At 51.7% G+C, this 19,832-nt stretch carries 16 protein-coding genes and 1 riboswitch; of the genes, 5 read left to right on the forward strand and 11 right to left on the reverse strand.

All coding sequences use genetic code 11. From position 1 onward, the window contains the following. Positions 1-139: 139 nt before the first annotated feature. The 3 genes from ACFQO0_RS01040 to ACFQO0_RS01050 form a co-directional block, all read right to left on the reverse strand. Complete coding sequence (locus tag ACFQO0_RS01040; protein WP_382232195.1) at positions 140-643, reverse strand: 6,7-dimethyl-8-ribityllumazine synthase; 504 nt, start codon at positions 641-643, stop codon at positions 140-142. Between the two features lie 98 nt (positions 644-741). Beyond that, positions 742-926: riboswitch (FMN riboswitch) on the reverse strand. A 96-nt stretch (positions 927-1,022) separates the two neighbouring features. Then, positions 1,023-2,492, reverse strand: coding sequence for a DNA recombination protein RmuC (locus ACFQO0_RS01045; protein ID WP_382232196.1), 1,470 nt, complete (start codon positions 2,490-2,492; stop codon positions 1,023-1,025). A gap of 69 nt (positions 2,493-2,561) precedes the next feature. Then, a complete protein-coding gene (locus ACFQO0_RS01050) occupies positions 2,562-2,972 on the reverse strand; it encodes a group II truncated hemoglobin (RefSeq protein WP_382232197.1) in 411 nt (136 codons plus the stop codon). Between the two features lie 215 nt (positions 2,973-3,187). On the opposite strand from ACFQO0_RS01050, the gene ACFQO0_RS01055 reads away from it, so the two are divergent. Continuing rightward, positions 3,188-4,165: a DUF481 domain-containing protein gene (locus ACFQO0_RS01055; RefSeq protein ID WP_382232198.1), complete on the forward strand. Its 978-nt coding sequence runs from the start codon at positions 3,188-3,190 to the stop codon at positions 4,163-4,165. A gap of 66 nt (positions 4,166-4,231) precedes the next feature. Here ACFQO0_RS01055 and ACFQO0_RS01060 read toward each other — a convergent pair whose 3' ends face one another. Together ACFQO0_RS01060 and ACFQO0_RS01065 are read right to left on the reverse strand one after the other, a co-directional pair. Beyond that, complete coding sequence (locus ACFQO0_RS01060; RefSeq protein ID WP_382232199.1) at positions 4,232-6,733, reverse strand: ABC transporter permease; 2,502 nt, start codon at positions 6,731-6,733, stop codon at positions 4,232-4,234. A 174-nt stretch (positions 6,734-6,907) separates the two neighbouring features. Continuing rightward, positions 6,908-7,921 carry an adenosine deaminase gene (locus ACFQO0_RS01065; protein ID WP_382232200.1) on the reverse strand — a complete coding sequence of 338 codons (1,014 nt, stop codon included), beginning with the start codon at positions 7,919-7,921 and terminating at the stop codon, positions 6,908-6,910. Positions 7,922-8,209: 288 nt separating this feature from the next. Here ACFQO0_RS01065 and ACFQO0_RS01070 point away from each other — a divergent pair, with 288 nt between their 5' ends. Both ACFQO0_RS01070 and ACFQO0_RS01075 read left to right on the forward strand, forming a co-directional pair. Beyond that, positions 8,210-8,887 carry a hypothetical protein gene (locus ACFQO0_RS01070; protein WP_382232201.1) on the forward strand — a complete coding sequence of 226 codons (678 nt, stop codon included), beginning with the start codon at positions 8,210-8,212 and terminating at the stop codon, positions 8,885-8,887. A 15-nt stretch (positions 8,888-8,902) separates the two neighbouring features. Beyond that, positions 8,903-9,187, forward strand: coding sequence for a winged helix-turn-helix domain-containing protein (locus ACFQO0_RS01075; RefSeq protein WP_382232202.1), 285 nt, complete (start codon positions 8,903-8,905; stop codon positions 9,185-9,187). A 10-nt stretch (positions 9,188-9,197) separates the two neighbouring features. Here ACFQO0_RS01075 and ACFQO0_RS01080 read toward each other — a convergent pair whose 3' ends face one another. From ACFQO0_RS01080 to ACFQO0_RS01105, 6 genes are all read right to left on the reverse strand, one after another. Further along, entirely contained in the window at positions 9,198-9,908 is a 711-nt protein-coding gene (locus ACFQO0_RS01080; protein ID WP_382232203.1) for an RES family NAD+ phosphorylase, read from the reverse strand. Further along, a complete protein-coding gene (locus tag ACFQO0_RS01085; RefSeq protein ID WP_382232204.1) occupies positions 9,908-10,345 on the reverse strand; it encodes an antitoxin Xre-like helix-turn-helix domain-containing protein in 438 nt (145 codons plus the stop codon). Before ACFQO0_RS01085 ends, ACFQO0_RS01080 begins: the two co-directional genes overlap by 1 nt. A 122-nt stretch (positions 10,346-10,467) precedes the next feature. Beyond that, a complete protein-coding gene (locus ACFQO0_RS01090) occupies positions 10,468-13,275 on the reverse strand; it encodes an autotransporter domain-containing protein (protein ID WP_382232205.1) in 2,808 nt (935 codons plus the stop codon). Between the two features lie 873 nt (positions 13,276-14,148). Further along, the gene (locus tag ACFQO0_RS01095; RefSeq protein WP_382232206.1) at positions 14,149-14,376 is read right to left on the reverse strand and encodes a hypothetical protein; all 228 of its coding nucleotides are present in this window, start codon (positions 14,374-14,376) and stop codon (positions 14,149-14,151) included. A gap of 490 nt (positions 14,377-14,866) precedes the next feature. Next, on the reverse strand, positions 14,867-15,043 hold the full coding sequence (locus tag ACFQO0_RS01100) for a hypothetical protein (protein ID WP_382232207.1): 177 nt from the start codon (positions 15,041-15,043) through the stop codon (positions 14,867-14,869). A gap of 345 nt (positions 15,044-15,388) precedes the next feature. Then, positions 15,389-15,802: a hypothetical protein gene (locus tag ACFQO0_RS01105; protein WP_382232208.1), complete on the reverse strand. Its 414-nt coding sequence runs from the start codon at positions 15,800-15,802 to the stop codon at positions 15,389-15,391. A 328-nt stretch (positions 15,803-16,130) separates the two neighbouring features. Here ACFQO0_RS01105 and ACFQO0_RS01110 point away from each other — a divergent pair, with 328 nt between their 5' ends. Both ACFQO0_RS01110 and ACFQO0_RS01115 read left to right on the forward strand, forming a co-directional pair. Beyond that, entirely contained in the window at positions 16,131-16,529 is a 399-nt protein-coding gene (locus ACFQO0_RS01110; protein WP_382232209.1) for an MAPEG family protein, read from the forward strand. Between the two features lie 49 nt (positions 16,530-16,578). Beyond that, positions 16,579-19,053, forward strand: coding sequence for a DUF3772 domain-containing protein (locus ACFQO0_RS01115; RefSeq protein ID WP_382232210.1), 2,475 nt, complete (start codon positions 16,579-16,581; stop codon positions 19,051-19,053). Positions 19,054-19,832: the final 779 nt, after the last annotated feature.

A 19,832-nucleotide genomic window follows, 5' to 3' on the forward strand; every position in this document is an offset into this window, starting at 1 on the left:
TTGTTCATCCTGCCAACGCAGGATGAACAGTTACAAAAAAGGGAGCCTAGGCTCCCTTTTTTTATTTTCCAACTCTCACACGTTTTGTAATGCTGATGCCCTTCTTGAAAACCTTGCCTAAGCAAGGTCTAATAAGAACTTATGCCGCTATACGATCCTGTGTAATCGAATCAATTTGTTGCAGACGTTTAATGGTGTCGGCACATGCGTGCGCGGCTTCTTTCCCCTTGACCAAAAAGTGATCGTAGAAAAAGCCTTGATGCTCATCGTGCGAATGGAAATGATGCGGTGTCAGTACAGCTGAAATGACTGGCACTTCAGTTTCCAGTTGGACTTGCATCAAGCCACTGATGACAGCCTGGGATACGAATTCGTGGCGATAGACGCCGCCATCGACCACCAGTCCGGTGCCGACGACCGCAGCATAACGGCCACTCTTGGCCAGCAGTTTGGCGTGCAATGGAATTTCGAATGCGCCAGCAACTTCAAAGAAGTCCATCACATCTTCTGAATAACCGCGCGTAGCCATTTCTGCCACGAAGGCGATACGGCATTGGTCGACGATTTCCTTGTGCCAACTGGCTTGAATAAAAGCGATACGACGTGTTGCGGATTTTGTTTTGATATCGATAGCGTGTTGCATGTAAAGCTCCTGTGTACAAATGAAAGTACAGGGCAATGTGAATATCAAGCGGGAATAGCAAACGCACATGACCACAAGTGTCAGTGAATAATGAGTCATCCCGTTCTCTATCATCCGGACTATGACCGTCGGCCTCGGGATCACACCGAGTCTGCTGACCTTGTGAAGCAAGCCGAAGAAATCAGCTTGAAGCTGTAACAAGCGCTCGCGGGCTAAACACAAAATAATGAAACTCTGCGTCATTACCGCCGGTGGGGAATCTCACCCCGCCCCGAGAACGTACTAATGAATGTGCCTGTTGAAAATTCAGCGCATCACTTCATCAGTGAGACGTGAATTTATCATGATTTAAAAAACGTTGCTGGCGACGAACAAACTTCTACTCTTTGTCTTCCAGCAAATCGCCCAAAGGCAAATCCACGCCCAGGAGCTGCTGCGCAGCCTCGCTAGGCAGTGCCTCTACCGACTTCAGTTTGCGCGTCATCTGACGGCTTCTGGTCTCGGCCTGTTCGATGTTCTTGGCAGCGCGTTCCAGCGTCGCCTTAGTCGCTGCCAGCACATCGCCAAACTTACCGAATTCGGTTTTGACTGCACCCAAGACTTGCCAGACTTCTGACGAACGTTTTTCCAGCGCCAAGGTACGGAAGCCCATTTGCAGGCTGTTCAACAAAGCCGACAAAGTCGATGGGCCAGCGATGCTGACTCTATGCGTGCGTTGCAGATCGTCAGCCAAACCAGGTCTACGCATAACTTCGGCATACAAACCTTCAGTTGGCAAAAACAGGATCGCAAAATCAGTCGTCAATGGCGGTGACAGATATTTCTCCGCGATTTTTTTTGCTTCATTACGCACTACCGTTTCTAACTCGCGTCCGGCCTGCAACACGCCGTCTGCATCGGCGCGATCAGCGGCATCTGCCAAGCGCTCGTATTGTTCTTTCGGAAATTTTGCATCGATCGGCATCCAGACTGGCGTATTACCATTGTCTGAACCTGGCAATTTGATCGCGAATTCGACACGTGCGCCGCTGCCGGGAATGGTTTCCACATTCTTTGCATATTGGTCTGGCGTCAGCACTTGTTCCAGTAGCATCTCAAGCTGCACTTCGCCCCAGGTACCGCGCGTTTTGACATTGGTCAGCACGCGCTTCAGATCCCCTACACCGATTGCCAATTGCTGCATTTCGCCCAGGCCTTGATGCACTTTTTCCAGGCGATCGGAGACCAGCTTGAACGATTCACCCAGACGTTGTTCCAGCGTCGCATGCAATTTTTCATCGACGGTCTTGCGCATTTCTTCCAGGCGCGCGCCATTGTCCGTTTGCAAATCCTTGATCTTGGCTTCCAGCGTTGCACGCACTTCTGCCATGCGCTGCGCGTTGGATTCAGTTAGTGTCGTCAAGGTCTGATTCAAGGTATCGCCGAAGCGCTTGAGCGCTGTTGCCTGCTCTTCTCTGCCGGTCTGTGCCTGCAGAGTAATCGCCTGCCGCATGGCTTCCAGCTGCTGTGCATTCGCTTCGTTTAATTTGGCGAGTTGCTGCGCAAATGAATCGATCTGATTGTTTTGTAGCGTCGCCACACTGGTCAATTGCGCTGCTAGTGCCTGCTGGAACTGCATAAAATTACTGCCGAGCTCCTGACGTGTGGCTTGTGCCGTCGACTGCACCTGCTCACGCAACTCGCGCTCGATACGCTCGCTACCTTGCTGCTGATGGCGTTGCAATTCGTTTTGAAAATTTGCCAGTTGCGGTGCGATATCCACGGCACGATTGCGCAGCATGGCGATAATCTGTAACGCAATGATGAACACTGCGACGAGCAGCAAACTAAAGAAGTGCAGTTGTGTCATGGTTGTGTTGGTCCGGGAATAAAATCGAATCGGGAATCTGCAAGAGTGCGATACATCTGCTTGAATTTATTAACCGTGTGTATTGCGCATCCAGTCGGCGGTTTCTGCAAACGATTTTTGCAGATGTTCTTGAAGCGATGGAACGATGCCGACGTCGTTCATAGCCATTTCCATACAACGCAACCATTGGTCACGTTCGTCACTGGCAATCGCATACGGCAAATGGCGTGCGCGCAAGCGTGGATGGCCAAAGCGTTCTACAAAAAGGTTCGGGCCACCAGTCCAGCCAGACAAGAACCAGAACAGCTTGTCGCGTGAACCTTCCAAGGTAGTCGGATGCATGCCGCGTATGCCGGCAAAGGCAGGCTCCAAATCCATCAAATCGTAGAAGCGGTCGACCAGCGCGCGTACGCCCGTTTCGCCGTCTAGAAGCTCGTACAAAGTGCGTTGTTGATTATCTTCAGTAGTCATAGCCAGCATGATAACGCATCGCACCTGTTTTTTTAATGGCGCAGAGGCCCTCGCCGGACCTCTAACGTCAGAGTTTTAGTCTCATCTGGGAACTCAGAGCCAAAGCTCTGCTCTACAAAACAACGATCACCATTTGGAGCAGTACGATGTTATTGACCATGCACCTAAATACCCAACGTAAAAAATCCCGTATTCCACTTCTAGTTTTATTTTCAGCAAGCAGTTTGCTTGTATCCACATATGGACATGCAGCCGTCGTTACCCTCAACAATGGCGATCAAATTACCGGTGAGCTGCATCAATTAAATGACGGCGTGCTGACCTTCAAGTCTGGCGTATTTGGTGAAGTAAAAATTCCATGGGGTAAAGTCGCCAAACTGGTTTCGGATGATGGTGTCCGCGTTCAATTGGACAATGGCGCAATGGTGACTGGAAAAGTAAGCGTTGATGAGAGCGGCAAAGTTGCGCTTGAAAAAACAGATACAGCTCAAGCACAAACGCTGGTTCGCCAGGACATCGCCGCATTAAATCCGCCAGTTGTCGACGATTCCACAAAATATTCAGGGAAATTCGATCTAGGCGGAGCCTTTAACCGCGGCAATTCGCATGACGATCAAGTGCATACCAACGGCGAATTTGTGGCCCGCAATCCTGATGATCGATACACGATCAATTGGGAACTCAACGAAGCCACATCAGCCGGCATCACAACCACATCGAATCGTCGTCTGTTAGGTCAGTACGATGTATTTCTCGATCCCAAAAACTACTTGTTTGTGAACGCAAAAGCAGAACGCGACGAACTCGCTGATCTCAATTTGCGTAGCGGCGGTGGACTCGGTTATGGTCGACAGCTACTCGATACCGACGTAACCAAGCTGTCCAGCGAAGTCAGCGTGAATTACATCAAGGAAGACTACAACGTCTCGGAAGACCGATCTTTTCCGACGCTGGGATTTGGCTTCAAGTATGAACAAAAATTCCTGAACAAGAAGCTGGTCTACTTCAACAACTTCAATGCAGATGCAAATTTGAGCGATACCAGCGACTTACTGCTGCGCAATCGCATGGGCATACGCATACCTATAGCGGCTGGCCTCAATCTAAGTACGCAGTTCAATATCGATTACGACAATGAACCCGCAATCACCAAAAAGAAAATGGATACCGCCCTGATCTTCAATGTCGGCTATGCGTTCTGATTACCGTCAACGAAATATCTTAGATTCAAGCTCGGCAATTCATCAAGAATTGCCGGCTAAATAAAATCAGGCTTCCCGCAGCGTTTGCAAAGGCGGTTGATTCAACACATTGCGCAGGCCAACCCAACCGCCGATAAATGCACACGCGGCACCGACTACAAAGCCGGCAATCCAAACGACCGGGCTGAATTTCCATTCGAAATCGAAGACGAAATGCGCGAGCGACCAGCCGACTGCTGTCGCACCTGCAGCCGCCAACAAACCCGCTAGCCCACCTACCAAGGCAAATTCTATCCACTGCGATTGCGATAACTGTTTACGTGTCGCGCCTAACGCACGCAACAATCCTGCCTCACGTGTACGTTGATCTTGCGAACTGGCGAGCGCTGCATACAAGACCAGCACACCCGACGCCAGTGTGAACATGAACAGAAACTCGACCGCAGTGACAACCTGATCAATCACATCCTGAATCTGCTTAACCACGCTGCCGATATCAACCACGGTTAGATTGGGATAATCGCGCGTCAACTGATTCTCGAAAACAGTGTTGCCTTCTGGCAGATGGAAGGATGTGATCCAAGACTGCGGCATGTCCTTCATCGCGGCGGGATTGATGATGACGAAAAAATTGACCTTCATCGATCCCCATTCCAGTTTGCGCAAACTGGTGATTGGCACTTCGACGGTTTCACCAGCAATTTCGAATTTCAATTTATCGCCTATCTTCAGCTTGAGTGTCTCTGCCAAGCCAGCTTCTACCGATGCTTCCGGCTTGCTATCGTCGAACCAACGACCAGCGGTGATTTCATTCGATGCAGGGAGCTTGGACATTGTCGACAGATTGAATTCTCTATCGACCAAACGCTTGGCTCTATCTTCGACAAAACTTTCGCCATTGATATCGACGTTGTTAATCGCCAGCAAACGGCCTCGTATCATCGGGAATAGATCGGCGTCGGCAATCTTGTTTTGCGCGAGCCGCGCTTCAAACTCGGCTTTTTGATCCGGTTGAATATTGATGACAAACCGATTCGGTGCATTCGGCGGCGTCGCGCTGCGCCACGCATCCACCAGGTCACCGCGAATCACGGTCAACAGCAGCAAGGCCATCAGGCCGAGTGCCAATGCGACGACTTGTATGATGGTCGCGCCAGGACGGCGCTGCAGCGCAGTGACCGCAAAGCGCCAGCTCGCGTTGTTGATTGTGCCGCGCAAAAATTGCAGCGACTTCAATGCCAGCCAGCTGATCAAAGCAAAACCGGCGAGACCGCCGACAAAACCTGCTGCCGTCAACAAGCCCAGCTTGATATTTCCTGCCTGCCATAACAACAAGCCGATAAAGGTCGCCAGGCCAAGCATATAAGTCATGACCGTGATCGGTTGCGGCATATCCTGCTCGCGCCGGATCACGCGGTTATGCGGCACATTGCGCAATTGCAAAATAGGTGGCAATGCAAAACCAATCAACAACAGCAAACCGGTTGCCACGCCCTGCACCGCAGGCAGTATCGATGCCGGCGGCAAATCGCTGGTGATCAGGCGACCCAGCCATTCAATCAATACAAAATGCGCCGCAAAACCGACTGCCGCACCAATTGCGCTACCGATTAAACCAATCACGAAAAATTCAATCAGATATAGCCATGTCACCTGATTCTGCGTCATGCCCAGGCAGCGCAACATTGCGCATGCATCAACGTGGCGCAACATGAAGCGGCGTGCCGCCATTGCGACGGCGACGGCCGCCAACATGGCCGACAGCAGGCCAACCAGCGACAAGAATTCTTCCGCACGCTGCAGTGTTGCGCGCATTTGCGGCTGGCCGGATTCCAGTGATTCGGTGCGCACACCTTTCAATTTGTCCGTCTCGATTTTGTCCTGCACCCACTGATCGAACTTGTCGACATCGGCCGGTTTGCCGGCAACCAGCAGGCGATAAGTAATGCGCGAACCGAGCTGTATCAGGCCGGTCGCCGCCACATCACTGGCCGACAGCATCACGCGCGGTGCAAAGTTCATGAAACCCGCGCCACGATCCGGCTCATTGGTAATGACCTTGGCAATCGTAAAAATCTTGTCGCCAAGCTTGAGTGAATTGCCGACTGCAATATTCAGACTGGTCAGAATACCGGCGTCAACCCACACCGTGCCGGCATCGGGAATGGACTTTGCTGCAACTCCATCACCGTTCACCTGGTTCGCTACTTTTACATTGCCGCGCAATGGGTAACCGGGTGTGACCGCCTTGATCGAAGCTAGCTTGGACACTGCCTGATCGCCTTCACCGGCAATTGCCATACTGGGAAAAACCAGAGTTTCAGCGAGCTGCAAGCCGCGCTTCTGCGCTTCTGCCTTCCATGCGGGCGCGATCTGTTCATCTGTACGTATCAGCAGATCTGCACCCAGCATCTGGTGTGCATCACGATTCAAACCGGTACGCATGCGATCGACAAAAAAACTGACCGACGACAGCGCGGCAACCGCGACAATCAAGGCTACCAGCAAGAAGCGCAACTCGCCCGCGCGCCAGTCGCGCTGCGTCATACGAAAAGATTGAACAAACATCAAGACATTCGCTTTCTGGATATGCCCGCTTTATCGTGAAATCATGCTGAATATTTGGCACGACAAGCCAGACAGCAATAGGAGGAAACAGGATTTGCAATTGCAAACCTGCATAAGACTAGCTTAAAAGCGCATGTGCCGCCGACGCTGCAAAAAACCGACGGCCTCTATTGCTCACTGCGCGAAGAATGCATCTACCTGTGCCAGATACTTTTGCTTCAGATTGTGATCGATAAAGGCTGCATTAAAACTATTGCGGGCCAGTTGTCGCGCATGATGTCTTTGCACAGGCAAGGCCTTCACAAGGGCAACCAGATTATCATTCATGTAGCCGCCAAAATAGGCTGGATCATCGGAATTGACCGTAACCACCAAGCCGGCATCCAGCAAGGTCAATATATTATGCTGCGCCATTGTTTCAAACACGCATAACTTGATATTCGACAAAGGGCATACCGTCAATGGTATTGCCTGCAAAGCCAGGCGCTGCATCAGCACTGGATCATCTGTGCAGCGCACCCCATGATCAATGCGCTCTACCTGTAACAAATCCAGTGCGGTTTCTATATAGGCTGGCGGCCCTTCTTCACCGGCGTGCGCCACCAGATGAAAACCCAGTTCTTTGCAGCGCGCAAAAACCCGAGCAAATTTTTCGGGTGGATGACCGCGTTCTGAGGAATCCAATCCAATCCCGAGGATGTGTTCGCGGTAAGGCAAGGCTTGCTCCAAAGTCAAAAAAGCCTCTTCTTCCGACAGATGACGCAGGAAGCACATGATCAAGCCGCCTGTCATGCCCCATTCCGCATGCGCATCCCGCAAAGCGCGCTGTATACCATTCACCACCACGCCAAACTCCACACCGCGCGCAGTGTGCGTTTGCGGATCGAAAAACAGTTCGGTGTGCAAAATATTATCCGCATGGGCGCGCTCTAAATACGCCCGGGTCATGTCATAAAAATCCTGTTCGGTCAGCAAGACGCTGGCGCCTGCGTAATAGATATCGAGGAATGATTGCAGATTGGTAAATGCATACGCTGCGCGCAGCGCTTCTATTGATGGGTAATTCAGCTCGACGCCATTGCGTTGTGCCAATGCAAAGATCAATTCGGGCTCGAGCGACCCTTCAATATGAATATGCAGCTCTGCCTTGGGCATATTTTTCACGAGTTCTATCAAGCTGAGGGTCATTCTTGTACCTTTCATTTTTCCATGGCGTAAGCCAGCGGATTATTTCATGCCAACACCGACAAGGTCCGTACGTCTATGCATACCAAAATGCTTGTCAAAAAACTGGGAATAGCTGATACAGACTGGTTCGTACAAAGAAAATGGAATCTTTGTCAGATACTTTAGTCAGTATTATAGTGAGATAGATAACTACCTTTTCAGTTCTAAGCAACAAGAGCGATCTTGAAATAGGCAAGGACAACCGTCTGCAAAACCCAGGATTCATTGGATAGAAATGGAATACGAGGTATGCCGCAAATCAGCATTTCAGTTTCTCCCGACGCACATCAAAATCTGCTGAGCAGCTTTCAGCAGGCAGTGGACACAACGCCATCCGGCGCATTGCCACCCAGCTTTGATGACTGGTTACTTGCCAGAATTACATACACGCCTAAAACCGAAATCTCCATATCAGAGAGCAACGATATTTATTCGTTCAATGCAATCGAACGCATGGTAACCCGTCTGCACAAGCATGGTTATGGGCTTGCCTGCTATCCAAAGACGGCGGTTAAAGCAGAGATGTCTGCGGCCTTGCTGGCTAGCGCGATCGTCCAAGACTTGAAGCTGTCAAATTCTTACGTAAAACGCCTGCAGGATTTATTCGACCACTATCAGAAGGATGCAAAGGAAATTGCCGATGCTGCGCAGGTCGGAATGACCAACCGTGCCTATGGCGCGATTAGTGAAGCGTTCAGCCAACTCATCGCACGCACTGAGAAAGCCGAAGATAATCTGAATGAAGAACGCGCGCTTGGCCGGGTTGAGGGCGGCATCGCCATTCTGGTTAGCCTGGAAGTAATGACGCGTGCCACTGCAAGTAAAAAAGCGGCTGAATTCAAGGCTAAATTCCTGACCCAGGAAAAATCGACGTCGAAGGAAACCTGGGTCAACAAGGTATTTGGCGCGACAAACAAGCGAAAATAATGGAAAGGAACGTCCATGCAATTCCATAAGAATCAGTTTGGCGTACCGCAGTATCCACATGACGATGCGCGGCGTTTATTCGTGCTTGCATCCGCCATCGATTTACTTGAGCGCCCTACCGCCACCGCCATCGACGACTTGACCGGCATCGACAAAACAACGATAGATGATGAAGTCGAGAAACTGCGCGAACAATACGGCATGGTGATTCATAAATTCGGCGAGATATATCGCATTGAATCATGGGGAAACATACTCAACAAGGACAACGTCGCCAAGGTGATGAAGCCTGAAGGTTAAGCTTTATCCTTTACCTCTTCTGCGATTTTTGTGTCTGGTTCTTGATAGCGACAATTTCAGGTTGCGGTGCGCCCGACCATGTCAACTCATAGGTGGTGCCACGTCTTACATTGCCTACCAAGGCTGGGCGAAAGCAAGCCAGATTGGTGCCGCCTGCATGCCTGACGCTGGGATAAATAATACCCAGCGATCCCTGTTCCAGCAATTGCGCGGCGAGCTTCTGCGATGCGATATAGCTATCCGGTGCCAAACATTTTTCATGACGAGGAGAGCCGCGCAGATCGTGAAATTCGCTATTGAAATCAGCCAGCAAGTTTTGATAACGCACGCTGTCGTCAAAACGATCGATCTCATAGTATTCCACTGTTTTATGGAAGATGATTTCGTCTAATGCAGTTTCGATATCGAAGGCACAATACCAGGCTCCGCGTTCGTCATTATTGAAACGACTGCCCTCCGGTCGCGCATAGGTGTAGGCGGCGTTGATGATGCGAAAATTCGGGACACCGAATACCAATTCATCCACACCAATTCCGCTCGCGCGTCCGTGCTCGGCAAGCAGACGCTGGTTAGTCGCATTGTCCAGGTCGAAAATATCGGCCAGATGATCCGCGTTTTCAGAAAGCGGCACCAGCACCGAATCTTCTTTATCGACAAACCGCGACGGGATCAATCTGCACGTATCGAACTGACGCAATGGCATTACCGGCACAGCCGCCATTACAGTCCTCCGCGACGTGCATCCAGCAGCTTGCGCACGGTTTGCATCGCGAGCAAGCCGCCTGCCTGCATGAATGCCAGGGGCGTTTGACCGGAAAAAATAACATTCTTGTTGGTCAGGCTCACCCATTCATCGGCCAGCTTGTCGCCATACAAGATGTGCAACGCCTTGTAGATGCCGATCAGATAGGAAATACGCGTGATACGGTCCACCTCAAGCACACGCGCAGGATTCTTTTTCCATTCGTAAAAAGCGCTGCTAGACAGCCCGCCCAGCAATTCGCGCGCATCTTCATCACGTATTTTCCAGGCCTCCACAAGACGAAAGAAACCCTTCAGCGCAGAGCTGGAAAGACGTTCGCGTTCCGACTTCGCATTCAGATCAACCAGCCCGGCTGGTTCAAATCGACTTTTGGGGTAAGCGTAGGCTGCGCTCATAATATTCTCCATTTATGGATATAATATACTCCATATCAGGAAAATCAAGAAAAGCGAGCGAAGACGCTGCTTCCTGCCAGTGATGGGAGGCGGCGGCTTAATGCCAAAACCGATCAAACCGATCAATCAAGGTTGATCCTGAATCCCAGCAACAATAGATTGTTGCGCAAACCGCCGCGCCCAAACTGCGCATCGTAGTTGGCGTACCAACTCACTCGACGGTTGATGGCAGTAGATATGCCAATGCCAGCCCAACCAGTATTACGCTCCAGTCCAATTCCCTGCACCGTAAAATTGCTACCGGGTGCAGCAGCAAATGCGGCCGGCAAATCCAGCTTACCGTCATTCATCGCATGTCGCCAGGCAGCATAGGTTTGTACTGTACTGCGTCCGGCAAACCAATTGACGTCGGACTCGGCACGCACACCAAACTGAGCGGCCCATTGTCGATAATTCTGACGGTCGGCAACCAAGCCGAAACTGCCGCCACTTTCTATAAACGCACCGCGTCGCAAATGGTCATAGCTGATACCGGCAAATGGCGTGAGCAAGGCGTTGGCAGATAAGCGCGTCGCGTAGCCGGTTTCGAGATAAGCAGACAGCATGCGGTCGGTATGTGTGCTGTGCAGGTTTTCGACTTCAGACCCGGCCAGCGCCACACGATTGACGGTGCTCGACACGGTCGCCACACCAAGCCGACCAGCCACATAGGCATTGCTGTTTTCACTGCCATCAGCTGTCGGTATCGCATAGCGACCGTATAGAGAAGCGCTGACGTTCTGGCCTTTGGCAGTGCCGCCTAGACGGTCAAAATTCGCCTCGCTGTCGGAATACGATAATGCCGCGCCAGCGATCGCATGTTCGCCGAGTCGGGTATCGAAGCCGAACTGTCCACCCCACATCCCGGTGTCGCCAGTCGCATAACCACTTTGCGCCAGTTTGCCCGAGGTACCAAAAGCAGCACCCCACAATCCTGTTGTCGCTGCCTTGTCTGGATTACCCAACCAGGCCATGCGATCGGACAATGCACGATTGATCGTCTGCGATTGCTGGAACGTCAATGCCTGCGACGACGCATGGATCTGTCCGGAAAGACTATCCAGTACATCTCCCAGGGCCGCGATAGTAGCGGTCTGCTGCAATGCCGCCGCACTGGTCAGCAAGGCGTTGCCATTGGGATTGTCAGCTGCGGACGCATCTGCAATCAACATCGCCTGTTCGACATTGGCAGCGGTATTCAAGCGGGTCGCATCGCCTGCAAACGCCTGCGTGGCGACAGCGGTAGTGGAAACGCGGCTAATGGTCAGATCAACATCCGTGGGCCTGTACGTTACGCTAGCCGTCAGCAACGGCGGAAAAGCGGTACCTACAGTTTGAAAACCAACATCGCTGAAAGTATTGACGATAGCACCCGCGGTTAATATCGTCTTGGGGATACTGCTGGCTTGCGCGGTGACATAGTTAGTGGCGTTGCCACTACCAGCTGGCACTGTCGCCACCAGATGCGAATTACCCAGCGTCGCGGTGCCGCCCACCACCAGCGTTGAATTGATATCGTTGGCCAGAATCGAATTCGCCGAACCCGTGTAATTCCCTCCAATCGTCAAGCCTGCACCGGTGTTGCTCAGGCGACCATTGTTCGCGACGTTGCCGCCGATCTGGCCACCGGCACCGGACAAATTGCCGGCGGCATCGATTTGCACACCAGTACGAACCGAGCCGGTAATGTTGAGCGTGCCGTTACTGATTCGGCTGCTACCGCTATACGTATTGTTGCCGGATAAGGTCAAGGTACCAGTACCGCTTTTGATCAGCCCTGCATCGCCGCCGATGTCATTGCCGAAAGTCGACGACATGCCATCAAAACTGACGTTCACATTCGACCCCAGCGCCAGACTTTGCGCAAACAAGGCGGGCCCGTCGACCGCCTTGCCGGCATTCAGTAAACCCCAGCCGTAGGTCGCCGTATCGCCCATGCTGGTAGCGGTGGACAAAATCGTTTGCCGCAACAAATCCGCATTCATCCACGGATAAACCTGCTGCACCAGCGCCAGCGCCCCAGTCACTGCAGGTACTGCGAACGAAGTACCGTACACGCGGCGGCCGGCAGTAGGCGAGAAAAAATCGCCGGGCGCTGCCAAGCACCAATTGGCGGCGACGCCACAGCGGCTGGCATAGCTGGAAATAACACCAGGCACTCTATCCGCGCCGGAAAATCCCTCTGCGCCGCCAACCGCATTGACGGCTGTAACTGCAAGCCAGCCGGTTTGCAGATTCGGATACAGCGTCGGCAAGGCTGCCGTCATGCTCGGCTGCGAACTACCGTCGTTGCCCGTCGCCCAGACGAACAATCCGCCGTTGGAAACGAAGGGCTGATAAATATTGTTATACGTTGCACTGTTGGAGGGAGCGGTAATGGTGCCGACAAAACTGGACTGATTGAAAATCCGTATGCCATTGTTGTATAGACGATCATAGATAGCGGAATTGAGTATCACCTCATTGGTGCCGATGCCGGCGGCGATACCGTAAATGCGAACGTTGGGTGCTATGCCGGTGTTCGTCCCGCCCAAAGCTTCTGCCACTTCGGTTCCATGCGGATTGCCGTTTCCGCTGCCACCTATAAAACCGCCGGCAGGCGTATACACGTCTTTGGTAATACGCCCCGCAAGCTCGGGAGCGGAGAGATTGAAATCACTATCGACTACCCCGACCGTCACGCCGGTACCGGTAATGCCGCGTGCATGCGCCGCGCCAGCGTTGCTGAGATCGCTGACCGAGGGGGGGCGGACCCCGCCACCAGCACCACCACCTCCACCCCCGCAACCGGAAAGCACAGACGAAACCGCCATGCTGACAAGGAAAAATCGAAAAGGTATACGGGTTACAAGAGTACGGAAAGACGTATCAGGGGTGCGCTGGTTGCTCATAGTGGATCTATATGGTTGCGGGAAGGAGGTGGTGACAGCTCTCCACAACTAGGCAGGTACCGAATGGCGTTTGCACAGAACTGATGTTGATGCGCAGCGGAGGTATTTTCCGCAGGCAAAAGAAATCAATCGAAAGAAAAGCTAGCGACCCACTAAGGCATCGCCTCTTTTGTCATGAGTGGAAAGGCCGTTACTCCCGATTGGGGAATCATCAACGCAACGACCAATCGCCGACCAGAACTGCAAGCCTGACTTAGTTGGGATGCAGTTGATCTTAGTGTGGCGAAACCACATTTTCCCGACAAAACCTTGTCAAGTTCAGCCAACCTGAATCAGGACCATTGACAAGTTGTCTCTTAGTAAAGTAGCTGCGATGACGTTGATGCAACACTGCCCGCCGACAATTATCGGAACATCAATATCAACGTTTGTATTGGATAACGAGGGATTACCGACCATCTAAAATTTTGCAGTCGCAAAAGATTGGTCAATTGAAGAAGTGTTGAGAACAGTCACTATAAAAAATCGAGACCGATGGCGTCAAGTAGCGATACTAGCGATGAGTCGCGCCAGTCCTAGGCAGTACATGCAGTGAGACAGAAAATGAACCATGTCGCTACCGCTATCAAGCATACCGTCAGCTACTCCTCATCCACCTTACGAAAGAAATAGGTGATTCATAATCGAACCACAATTGGACTTCGCTCGGCTAAGCGATGCTTACCAAACATTTTTACAAGGCATTTACTTTATCCACCGAAAAGATCTCCCGACACCATTGATCAGCCGAGACGGATTGGATTGTCTAAAAAATATACTTTAATCGCAGCGATATTCACGACAGATAACGCTGCCGTTAGCGAGTCGGCACGCCTATTTACTATCGAGCAATGTCCGGTCTATATACAATCGCCCCTGTCGCAACGCATAGGCGGCTGCATCCTCGGAAGAATCAAACATCTTTTCCAACAGACTGATGCTGATGACAGGCACGCCATGTTGCGCCACATGGAAGTTGCCGCACCATTTGCCGTTGTCTTGTTTTTCTCCTGTGCCATGGACGGTATAACCGTGATGGTGCTCGAGATTGGTATGACTCATGATGTCTTCACCCTTGATTAAAATTATGCAGACAGTTGCAGCCTACACCTATTTTCGACGCGGAATTTTCATATCCATAGTTGCCTTGCCGTCGTGCACGGACCATACCCACGTCCGATGCTGCGCAATACCAACATTCAGACCAGACAGGCTGGGCTCAGCCTGGAATTTATAAATTTGATTAGATTGAAATAGAAGAAAAACTTGAACACAGTTTTTCAGACGCACGCTAAATTCTTTTCATTCTGATGTACAACTACGCCATCTATTGTTTGCTCACAGACTGCATCGACCTGTTTGATTCAATGCTTTTTCCTTGTCTCATATATTTAAGCGTGAATATAACTAACCTTCTTTGTGATGTACGTAAGCGAGAAAAGTTCGAATGAGGAAATTGGCAAAAAGTGAAAAATAAAAAAGCCCAAAGCAAATTGCTTTGGGCTTTTTAAATGTCGATTGATTTACAGCACGCAAGCATGCCGTACTTCATTTATTCCGCATCGCGCTTTTCTTCACGCAGTTCATTCACCGCGAATTCAGATTCGGTATCCAGCGCTTTGACCGGAGCCTCTTTGTTGTCACGCACGGCTGCTTGCTCGTCCTGCGCCTTCTTTTTGTCGACAACGTGAATGGTTTTATCAGACGATGAATTATCTTGCTTAGCCATGGAATTCTCCTTTATTGTTGAATAGTCATGAGTTTGATACTAAACAACAGAAGCAAGGACACCAATCAGACAAACCGACATTCGTCTGTAAGACTACAGGTAGTCTTATCTTTTCCCCTGCGCAGGAAAATTTTGCAGGAATGAAAAAACCTTCCACTTCAAGTACTTAACTCACTAGCGCAACGGTTATCCACAGGACTGTCCACATATTCCGGGGATAACTCTACCGTTATCAACATACCCCCTCTGGCTCGGCAACGGCGCGGGGTTTTCCAAGAAAAAAGCTCCTTGCCATTGCGGCAAGGAGCTTTTTTCGAGCGGTGTTTAAATGCTCAATCCTGGAATCTAGCCACCGTGAAAACCGCGTAGTGCTTCGTTCTTGGACTTTTCCGGGGCCACGGCAGAATCATTCTTTCTGTCGGCCGAGTCGGACCCCTGCAGCCCTGAAGCTGGAATAACCGGTGCCGTCGCGGATGGGTTATTCAAGCCATCGCCAAGTGATTCGGCCGACGGCGGAATACTGTCAGTAGAACGCGCTTTATTCACAGTCTGCTTGGGAACCGTCTCAAAACCAGTTCGATTATCGAAAAGCGGTTCGTTTTTTTCTGCAGCAGCTTCGTTACCTCGTTCGTAAACTTCATGCACGGCTTGCCGCTCGGCATCGCTGACATAGGCATTCGATATTTCTCCAACATCAACAGCTTCAACTGCATCTAATGGAGGTGGAAGAATGGACTGCGAAATATGTTTGTTCGGCATGATGAACTCCTTATTGGTTTAATTTAGCTTATGCCAAACTGAATTCAATGTAAGTCAGACAACGTGCCGACTTCTGTCGGATATACGGAAGTAAATAAGCCGCATATAAAAATCTATAGCGTGCCTGTATCGCAAGGCGATGCCATCAAAGACCAGCAAGTTGCCCTGTGGCCCTGAAAAGCTGGACTCAAGCGCGTAAGTAGTCACGAGCGCAATATTCTAAATTCATCCCTACTAACCCTACCTGCAGGTATGCTCATAGGCAACAAAGAACGTTCTGATGATCCATCAGGTCGAATCATTCACCTCACTCCTTGATCGCGCAATCATGACAACTGAATTGTATTTACTTGCCTGCACCTTGGTCCTAGCCATAGTACAAATCATGCTGGCTTCAATTCTCCGCACGCGCGAAACCGGCGGCGCTTACAATACCGGTCCGCGTGATGATAGCGGCCCTCCGGTAGGCAAGCTGACGGGCCGCATGCAACGTGCGCAGAAAAACCTGTATGAAACATTGCCCTTGTTCATGGGTGCGGTACTGATCGTCGCGATCGCCGGTCGCGAAAGCGCGCTGTCTTTCTATGGTGCCTGGATTTATTTTCTGGCTCGTATCGTATATGTGCCCTTGTATGCTGCCGGCGTTCCCGTGTTGCGCACCCTGACCTGGCTGATCTCATTGATCGGCATGCTGATGGTGTTGGCCGCAGCGCTGCTGCCGTTTTAGGTCGCCATACCTTGTTTCACAATTGAATTTCACTGTTAGATCGGCCTGCATGTATTCCCTGTCCCCCGCCTTGCATTTCTATTCTTGCTGTGCCGCTTTGCTGATTTCCTTCAAGCGCACGAACTTCAATCACCTTATTGCAACGCTGCTGGTGTCGCTCCCCTTGCTGCTTTCTGCCGGACAAGCTCAGGCACAGGATGACAAGGCGGTGGCGGTCGACCAGAAACTTGACGGTTTGCGCAAGCAGATCACGCAGATACAGGAAACAATCGAAGGCAAGGCAGAACTCGATGACGCCACGCTATCGCAGATGAAAACGGACGCACTGGCAGCAAGTACCGAAGCCGACAACATTGCGAAGGAACTAACACCGCAATTGACGAGTGTGCAGGCACGGTTGGCGGAATTAGGAACGCCTGCAACAGGCGTCAAAGAAACTGCCGATGTCGTTGCCCAGCGTTCTCAACTGAACCGGGACAATAGCGCGCTCGATGCACAAGTCAAACTGGCACGTCTGCTGATAGTTGAAGCGGACCAGCTTTCCGAACAGGTAACCACAGTGCGCCGCGCGCAATTGCAGGCACGCTTGGGGGAACGGAGTGCCTCGATCCTGGCCGCGCCGTTCTGGCTCCAGCTGCAAGCAGAGTTTCCGCAAAACGCACGGCGCCTGCGCGCGCTTATGAGTGAAATAGGCAGTGCCGCAAGCAGCACACCGTCCATAGTTTGGTCCGCTTTACTGGCTGGCATGCTGACCTTCCTGCTGTTACGTATTTGGGCCGGACGCTATTTGATGAAGTTGACGTCGACCCGCGTACCGCACGGTCGCCTGCGTCGTTCCGTGCATGCGCTGACGCTGACTTTACTTTCTGTCGCCACGCCATTTTTGATTGCCGAGCTACTCAAGCTTGGACTGCGCTGGAACAGCGTGCTGTCCGAAAAAACTTCCGCCTTCCTCGGCAATAGCATCGGTGCCATCTGCTTCGGCGGCTTTGTTGCAGGGCTCGGTTATGCATTGCTTTCGCCGGGTCGGCCATCCTGGCGCCTGCTGCCTTTGCATGACCGTGTGGCGCACCGTATGCGGCATTTTCCTGCCGCTTTTGCCAGCATCATGGTGCTGGTATGGCTGGCCGAGAGTCTATCCACTGTTATCAACACCGGCCTGTCGACCGCCGTCGCCATCAACTGCATCGTTGCGCTGCTGCTGGGCGCGACCATTGCATTCGGACTGCGTCGCGCCAGTCGAGTCTGGAAAAAAGTCAAACTTGAAGATCCCGATCATGCCGTGCCCACGCCGCTATGGTTGCGTGTCGTGGCAATCCTGCTGTGGCTGGCACTGGCCACCAGCGCCATCAGCCTGCTGGTCGGTTATGTCGCCTTCGGCAGCTTTGTCACCAAGCAGGTGAGTTGGATACTTGTAATCGTCAGCGGCACTTATTTGTTCGCAGTACTGGTGGACGATGTCTGCATGCTGTTGTCATCAACCGAACCTGATCCTAATCAGAAAAATCCGGTGCTAGCCACACCACAGGCGCGTGATCAAGCCGCAGTGCTGCTCTCCGGCGTGGGCCGTGTCGTCGTCGTGCTGCTGGCAATCATGCTGCTGCTCGCACCGTTTGGCGAAGGCCCGGCAGAACTCATCCATCGCATCAGCCAACTCGACGACGGTCTGGCCATCGGTGAAATTCTGATCCGGCCAGGCTCAGTCATACAAGCCATGATGGTGATGGTATTCAGCTTTTTCGGCCTTCGCCTACTCAAGCATTGGCTGGAAACCCGCTACCTGCCAACCACCAAACTCGATAGCGGCATGCAGGTTTCTGCCGCGACCTTATTCGGTTATGCCGGCGGCGTCATCGCCGTGGCGCTGGCGCTTTCAGCACTAGGCATAGGCCTGGAACGCATCGCATGGGTTGCGAGCGCGTTGTCGGTAGGCATAGGTTTCGGCCTGCAAGCGGTCGTGCAGAATTTTGTGTCCGGCTTGATCCTGCTGGCGGAGCGTCCGGTCAAGGTCGGCGATTGGGTATCGCTGGGCGGCGTCGAAGGCGATATACGTCGCATCAATGTGCGCGCGACGGAAATCCAGATGGGCGACCGTTCTACGGTGATTGTGCCGAACTCCGAGTTCATCACCAAGACGGTCCGCAATGTGACCCACGCCAGCCCGCTGGGCCTGGTGCAAATCAAACTGCCGCTGCCGCTGGATATCGATGCGGAACAAGCACGCGCGTTGATACTACAAACATTTATCGACAACAACGATATCCTCGCCACGCCTGAGCCCAATGTACAGTTGGACGGCATAGACAACGGCTACCTGATGTTCAACGCCACCGGCTTCGCCTCCTCGCCGCGCCTTGCATACGGCGTGCGCAGCACGCTGCTATTCGACTTGCTCAAACGATTGCGCGCTGCGGATATGCCTATCTCCAAACCGAACACCATGATGTTGAGCACTGCGCCGGCAATAGGCGGCACGCCGCTTAGTACGCCTAACCTGCCGGGAACGCCACCGGTATCAAGCTAACGTGAATTCAGACGTAAAAATACCCGCTTATTGCGGGTATTTTTACGCCTCTCCCAAACTTATGGGATACAAATTAAATGATAACTTTGCTCTAATGCAGTTAGTGCCCTTGATTCGGGTACGTCCTTCCCTTAACCCGTCCATGAGGCGGGTATTTTTTTGTCCGCCGATATCGATAGAGGCATACGCGTTAACGCTCGTACGCGGTGGCGCAAATCGTATGGGTCAAGCAAAGTCAATTTCATCTAACTAGGTTCTATTTGGAAATGTGAAGTATTGCCGACTGGCTTACTGGTGAATACCCCATAAATATGGCTGGCGATATTGAATGTCCGCTTCCGACCCCATGCCGACGCTAACGATTCTCGAATGCGAACAAGTGAATGCCGCTATTTTTCTGACGATTCGAATACCATGCTCCATTCGTCAAAGCCCTTCCTTTTCGTAACGTTCAAATGGAACGAAGATTTGTTCAATTGCGTCAATCCCGGGATAGAAGAAATATCCGAATACACCCAAGAGTAACTTTACGAGCTCGGGAATCGAAGTCCAAAATAAGGCCAAGACAGCGACGATTGCGAGCCAAATAAAAACGATGGCCATGAGGCGAAATCGATACCTACGATACGAATCACGCCCCATCTTCGGTGGACGTGGAAAATTACGAAAAAAAATTGTCATGGTCCTCCTACTAAAACAGATTTTCATGAACGACTGGTATTATTCGATAGCGGACTGACAGCTTACGACCCAAAGCGGACATTCAATTTCAAATATTT

The organism is Herminiimonas aquatilis (assembly GCF_042665175.1).
GTDB classification, from domain to species: Bacteria; Pseudomonadota; Gammaproteobacteria; order Burkholderiales; family Burkholderiaceae_D; genus Oxalicibacterium; species Oxalicibacterium aquatilis.

Bases quoted from the DNA above. Each gene is read 5' to 3' on its own strand.
- ACFQO0_RS01040 (WP_382232195.1), bottom strand. From the start codon at position 643: ATGCAACACGCTATCGATATCAAAACAAAATCCGCAACACGTCGTATC.
- ACFQO0_RS01045 (WP_382232196.1), bottom strand. From the start codon at position 2,492: ATGACACAACTGCACTTCTTTAGTTTGCTGCTCGTCGCAGTGTTCATC.
- ACFQO0_RS01050 (WP_382232197.1), bottom strand. From the start codon at position 2,972: ATGCTGGCTATGACTACTGAAGATAATCAACAACGCACTTTGTACGAG.
- ACFQO0_RS01060 (WP_382232199.1), bottom strand. From the start codon at position 6,733: ATGTTTGTTCAATCTTTTCGTATGACGCAGCGCGACTGGCGCGCGGGC.
- ACFQO0_RS01065 (WP_382232200.1), bottom strand. From the start codon at position 7,921: ATGACCCTCAGCTTGATAGAACTCGTGAAAAATATGCCCAAGGCAGAG.
- ACFQO0_RS01070 (WP_382232201.1), top strand. From the start codon at position 8,210: ATGCCGCAAATCAGCATTTCAGTTTCTCCCGACGCACATCAAAATCTG.
- ACFQO0_RS01075 (WP_382232202.1), top strand. From the start codon at position 8,903: ATGCAATTCCATAAGAATCAGTTTGGCGTACCGCAGTATCCACATGAC.
- ACFQO0_RS01080 (WP_382232203.1), bottom strand. From the start codon at position 9,908: ATGGCGGCTGTGCCGGTAATGCCATTGCGTCAGTTCGATACGTGCAGA.
- ACFQO0_RS01085 (WP_382232204.1), bottom strand. From the start codon at position 10,345: ATGAGCGCAGCCTACGCTTACCCCAAAAGTCGATTTGAACCAGCCGGG.
- ACFQO0_RS01090 (WP_382232205.1), bottom strand. From the start codon at position 13,275: ATGAGCAACCAGCGCACCCCTGATACGTCTTTCCGTACTCTTGTAACC.
- ACFQO0_RS01095 (WP_382232206.1), bottom strand. From the start codon at position 14,376: ATGAGTCATACCAATCTCGAGCACCATCACGGTTATACCGTCCATGGC.
- ACFQO0_RS01100 (WP_382232207.1), bottom strand. From the start codon at position 15,043: ATGGCTAAGCAAGATAATTCATCGTCTGATAAAACCATTCACGTTGTC.
- ACFQO0_RS01105 (WP_382232208.1), bottom strand. From the start codon at position 15,802: ATGCCGAACAAACATATTTCGCAGTCCATTCTTCCACCTCCATTAGAT.
- ACFQO0_RS01110 (WP_382232209.1), top strand. From the start codon at position 16,131: ATGACAACTGAATTGTATTTACTTGCCTGCACCTTGGTCCTAGCCATA.
- ACFQO0_RS01115 (WP_382232210.1), top strand. From the start codon at position 16,579: ATGTATTCCCTGTCCCCCGCCTTGCATTTCTATTCTTGCTGTGCCGCT.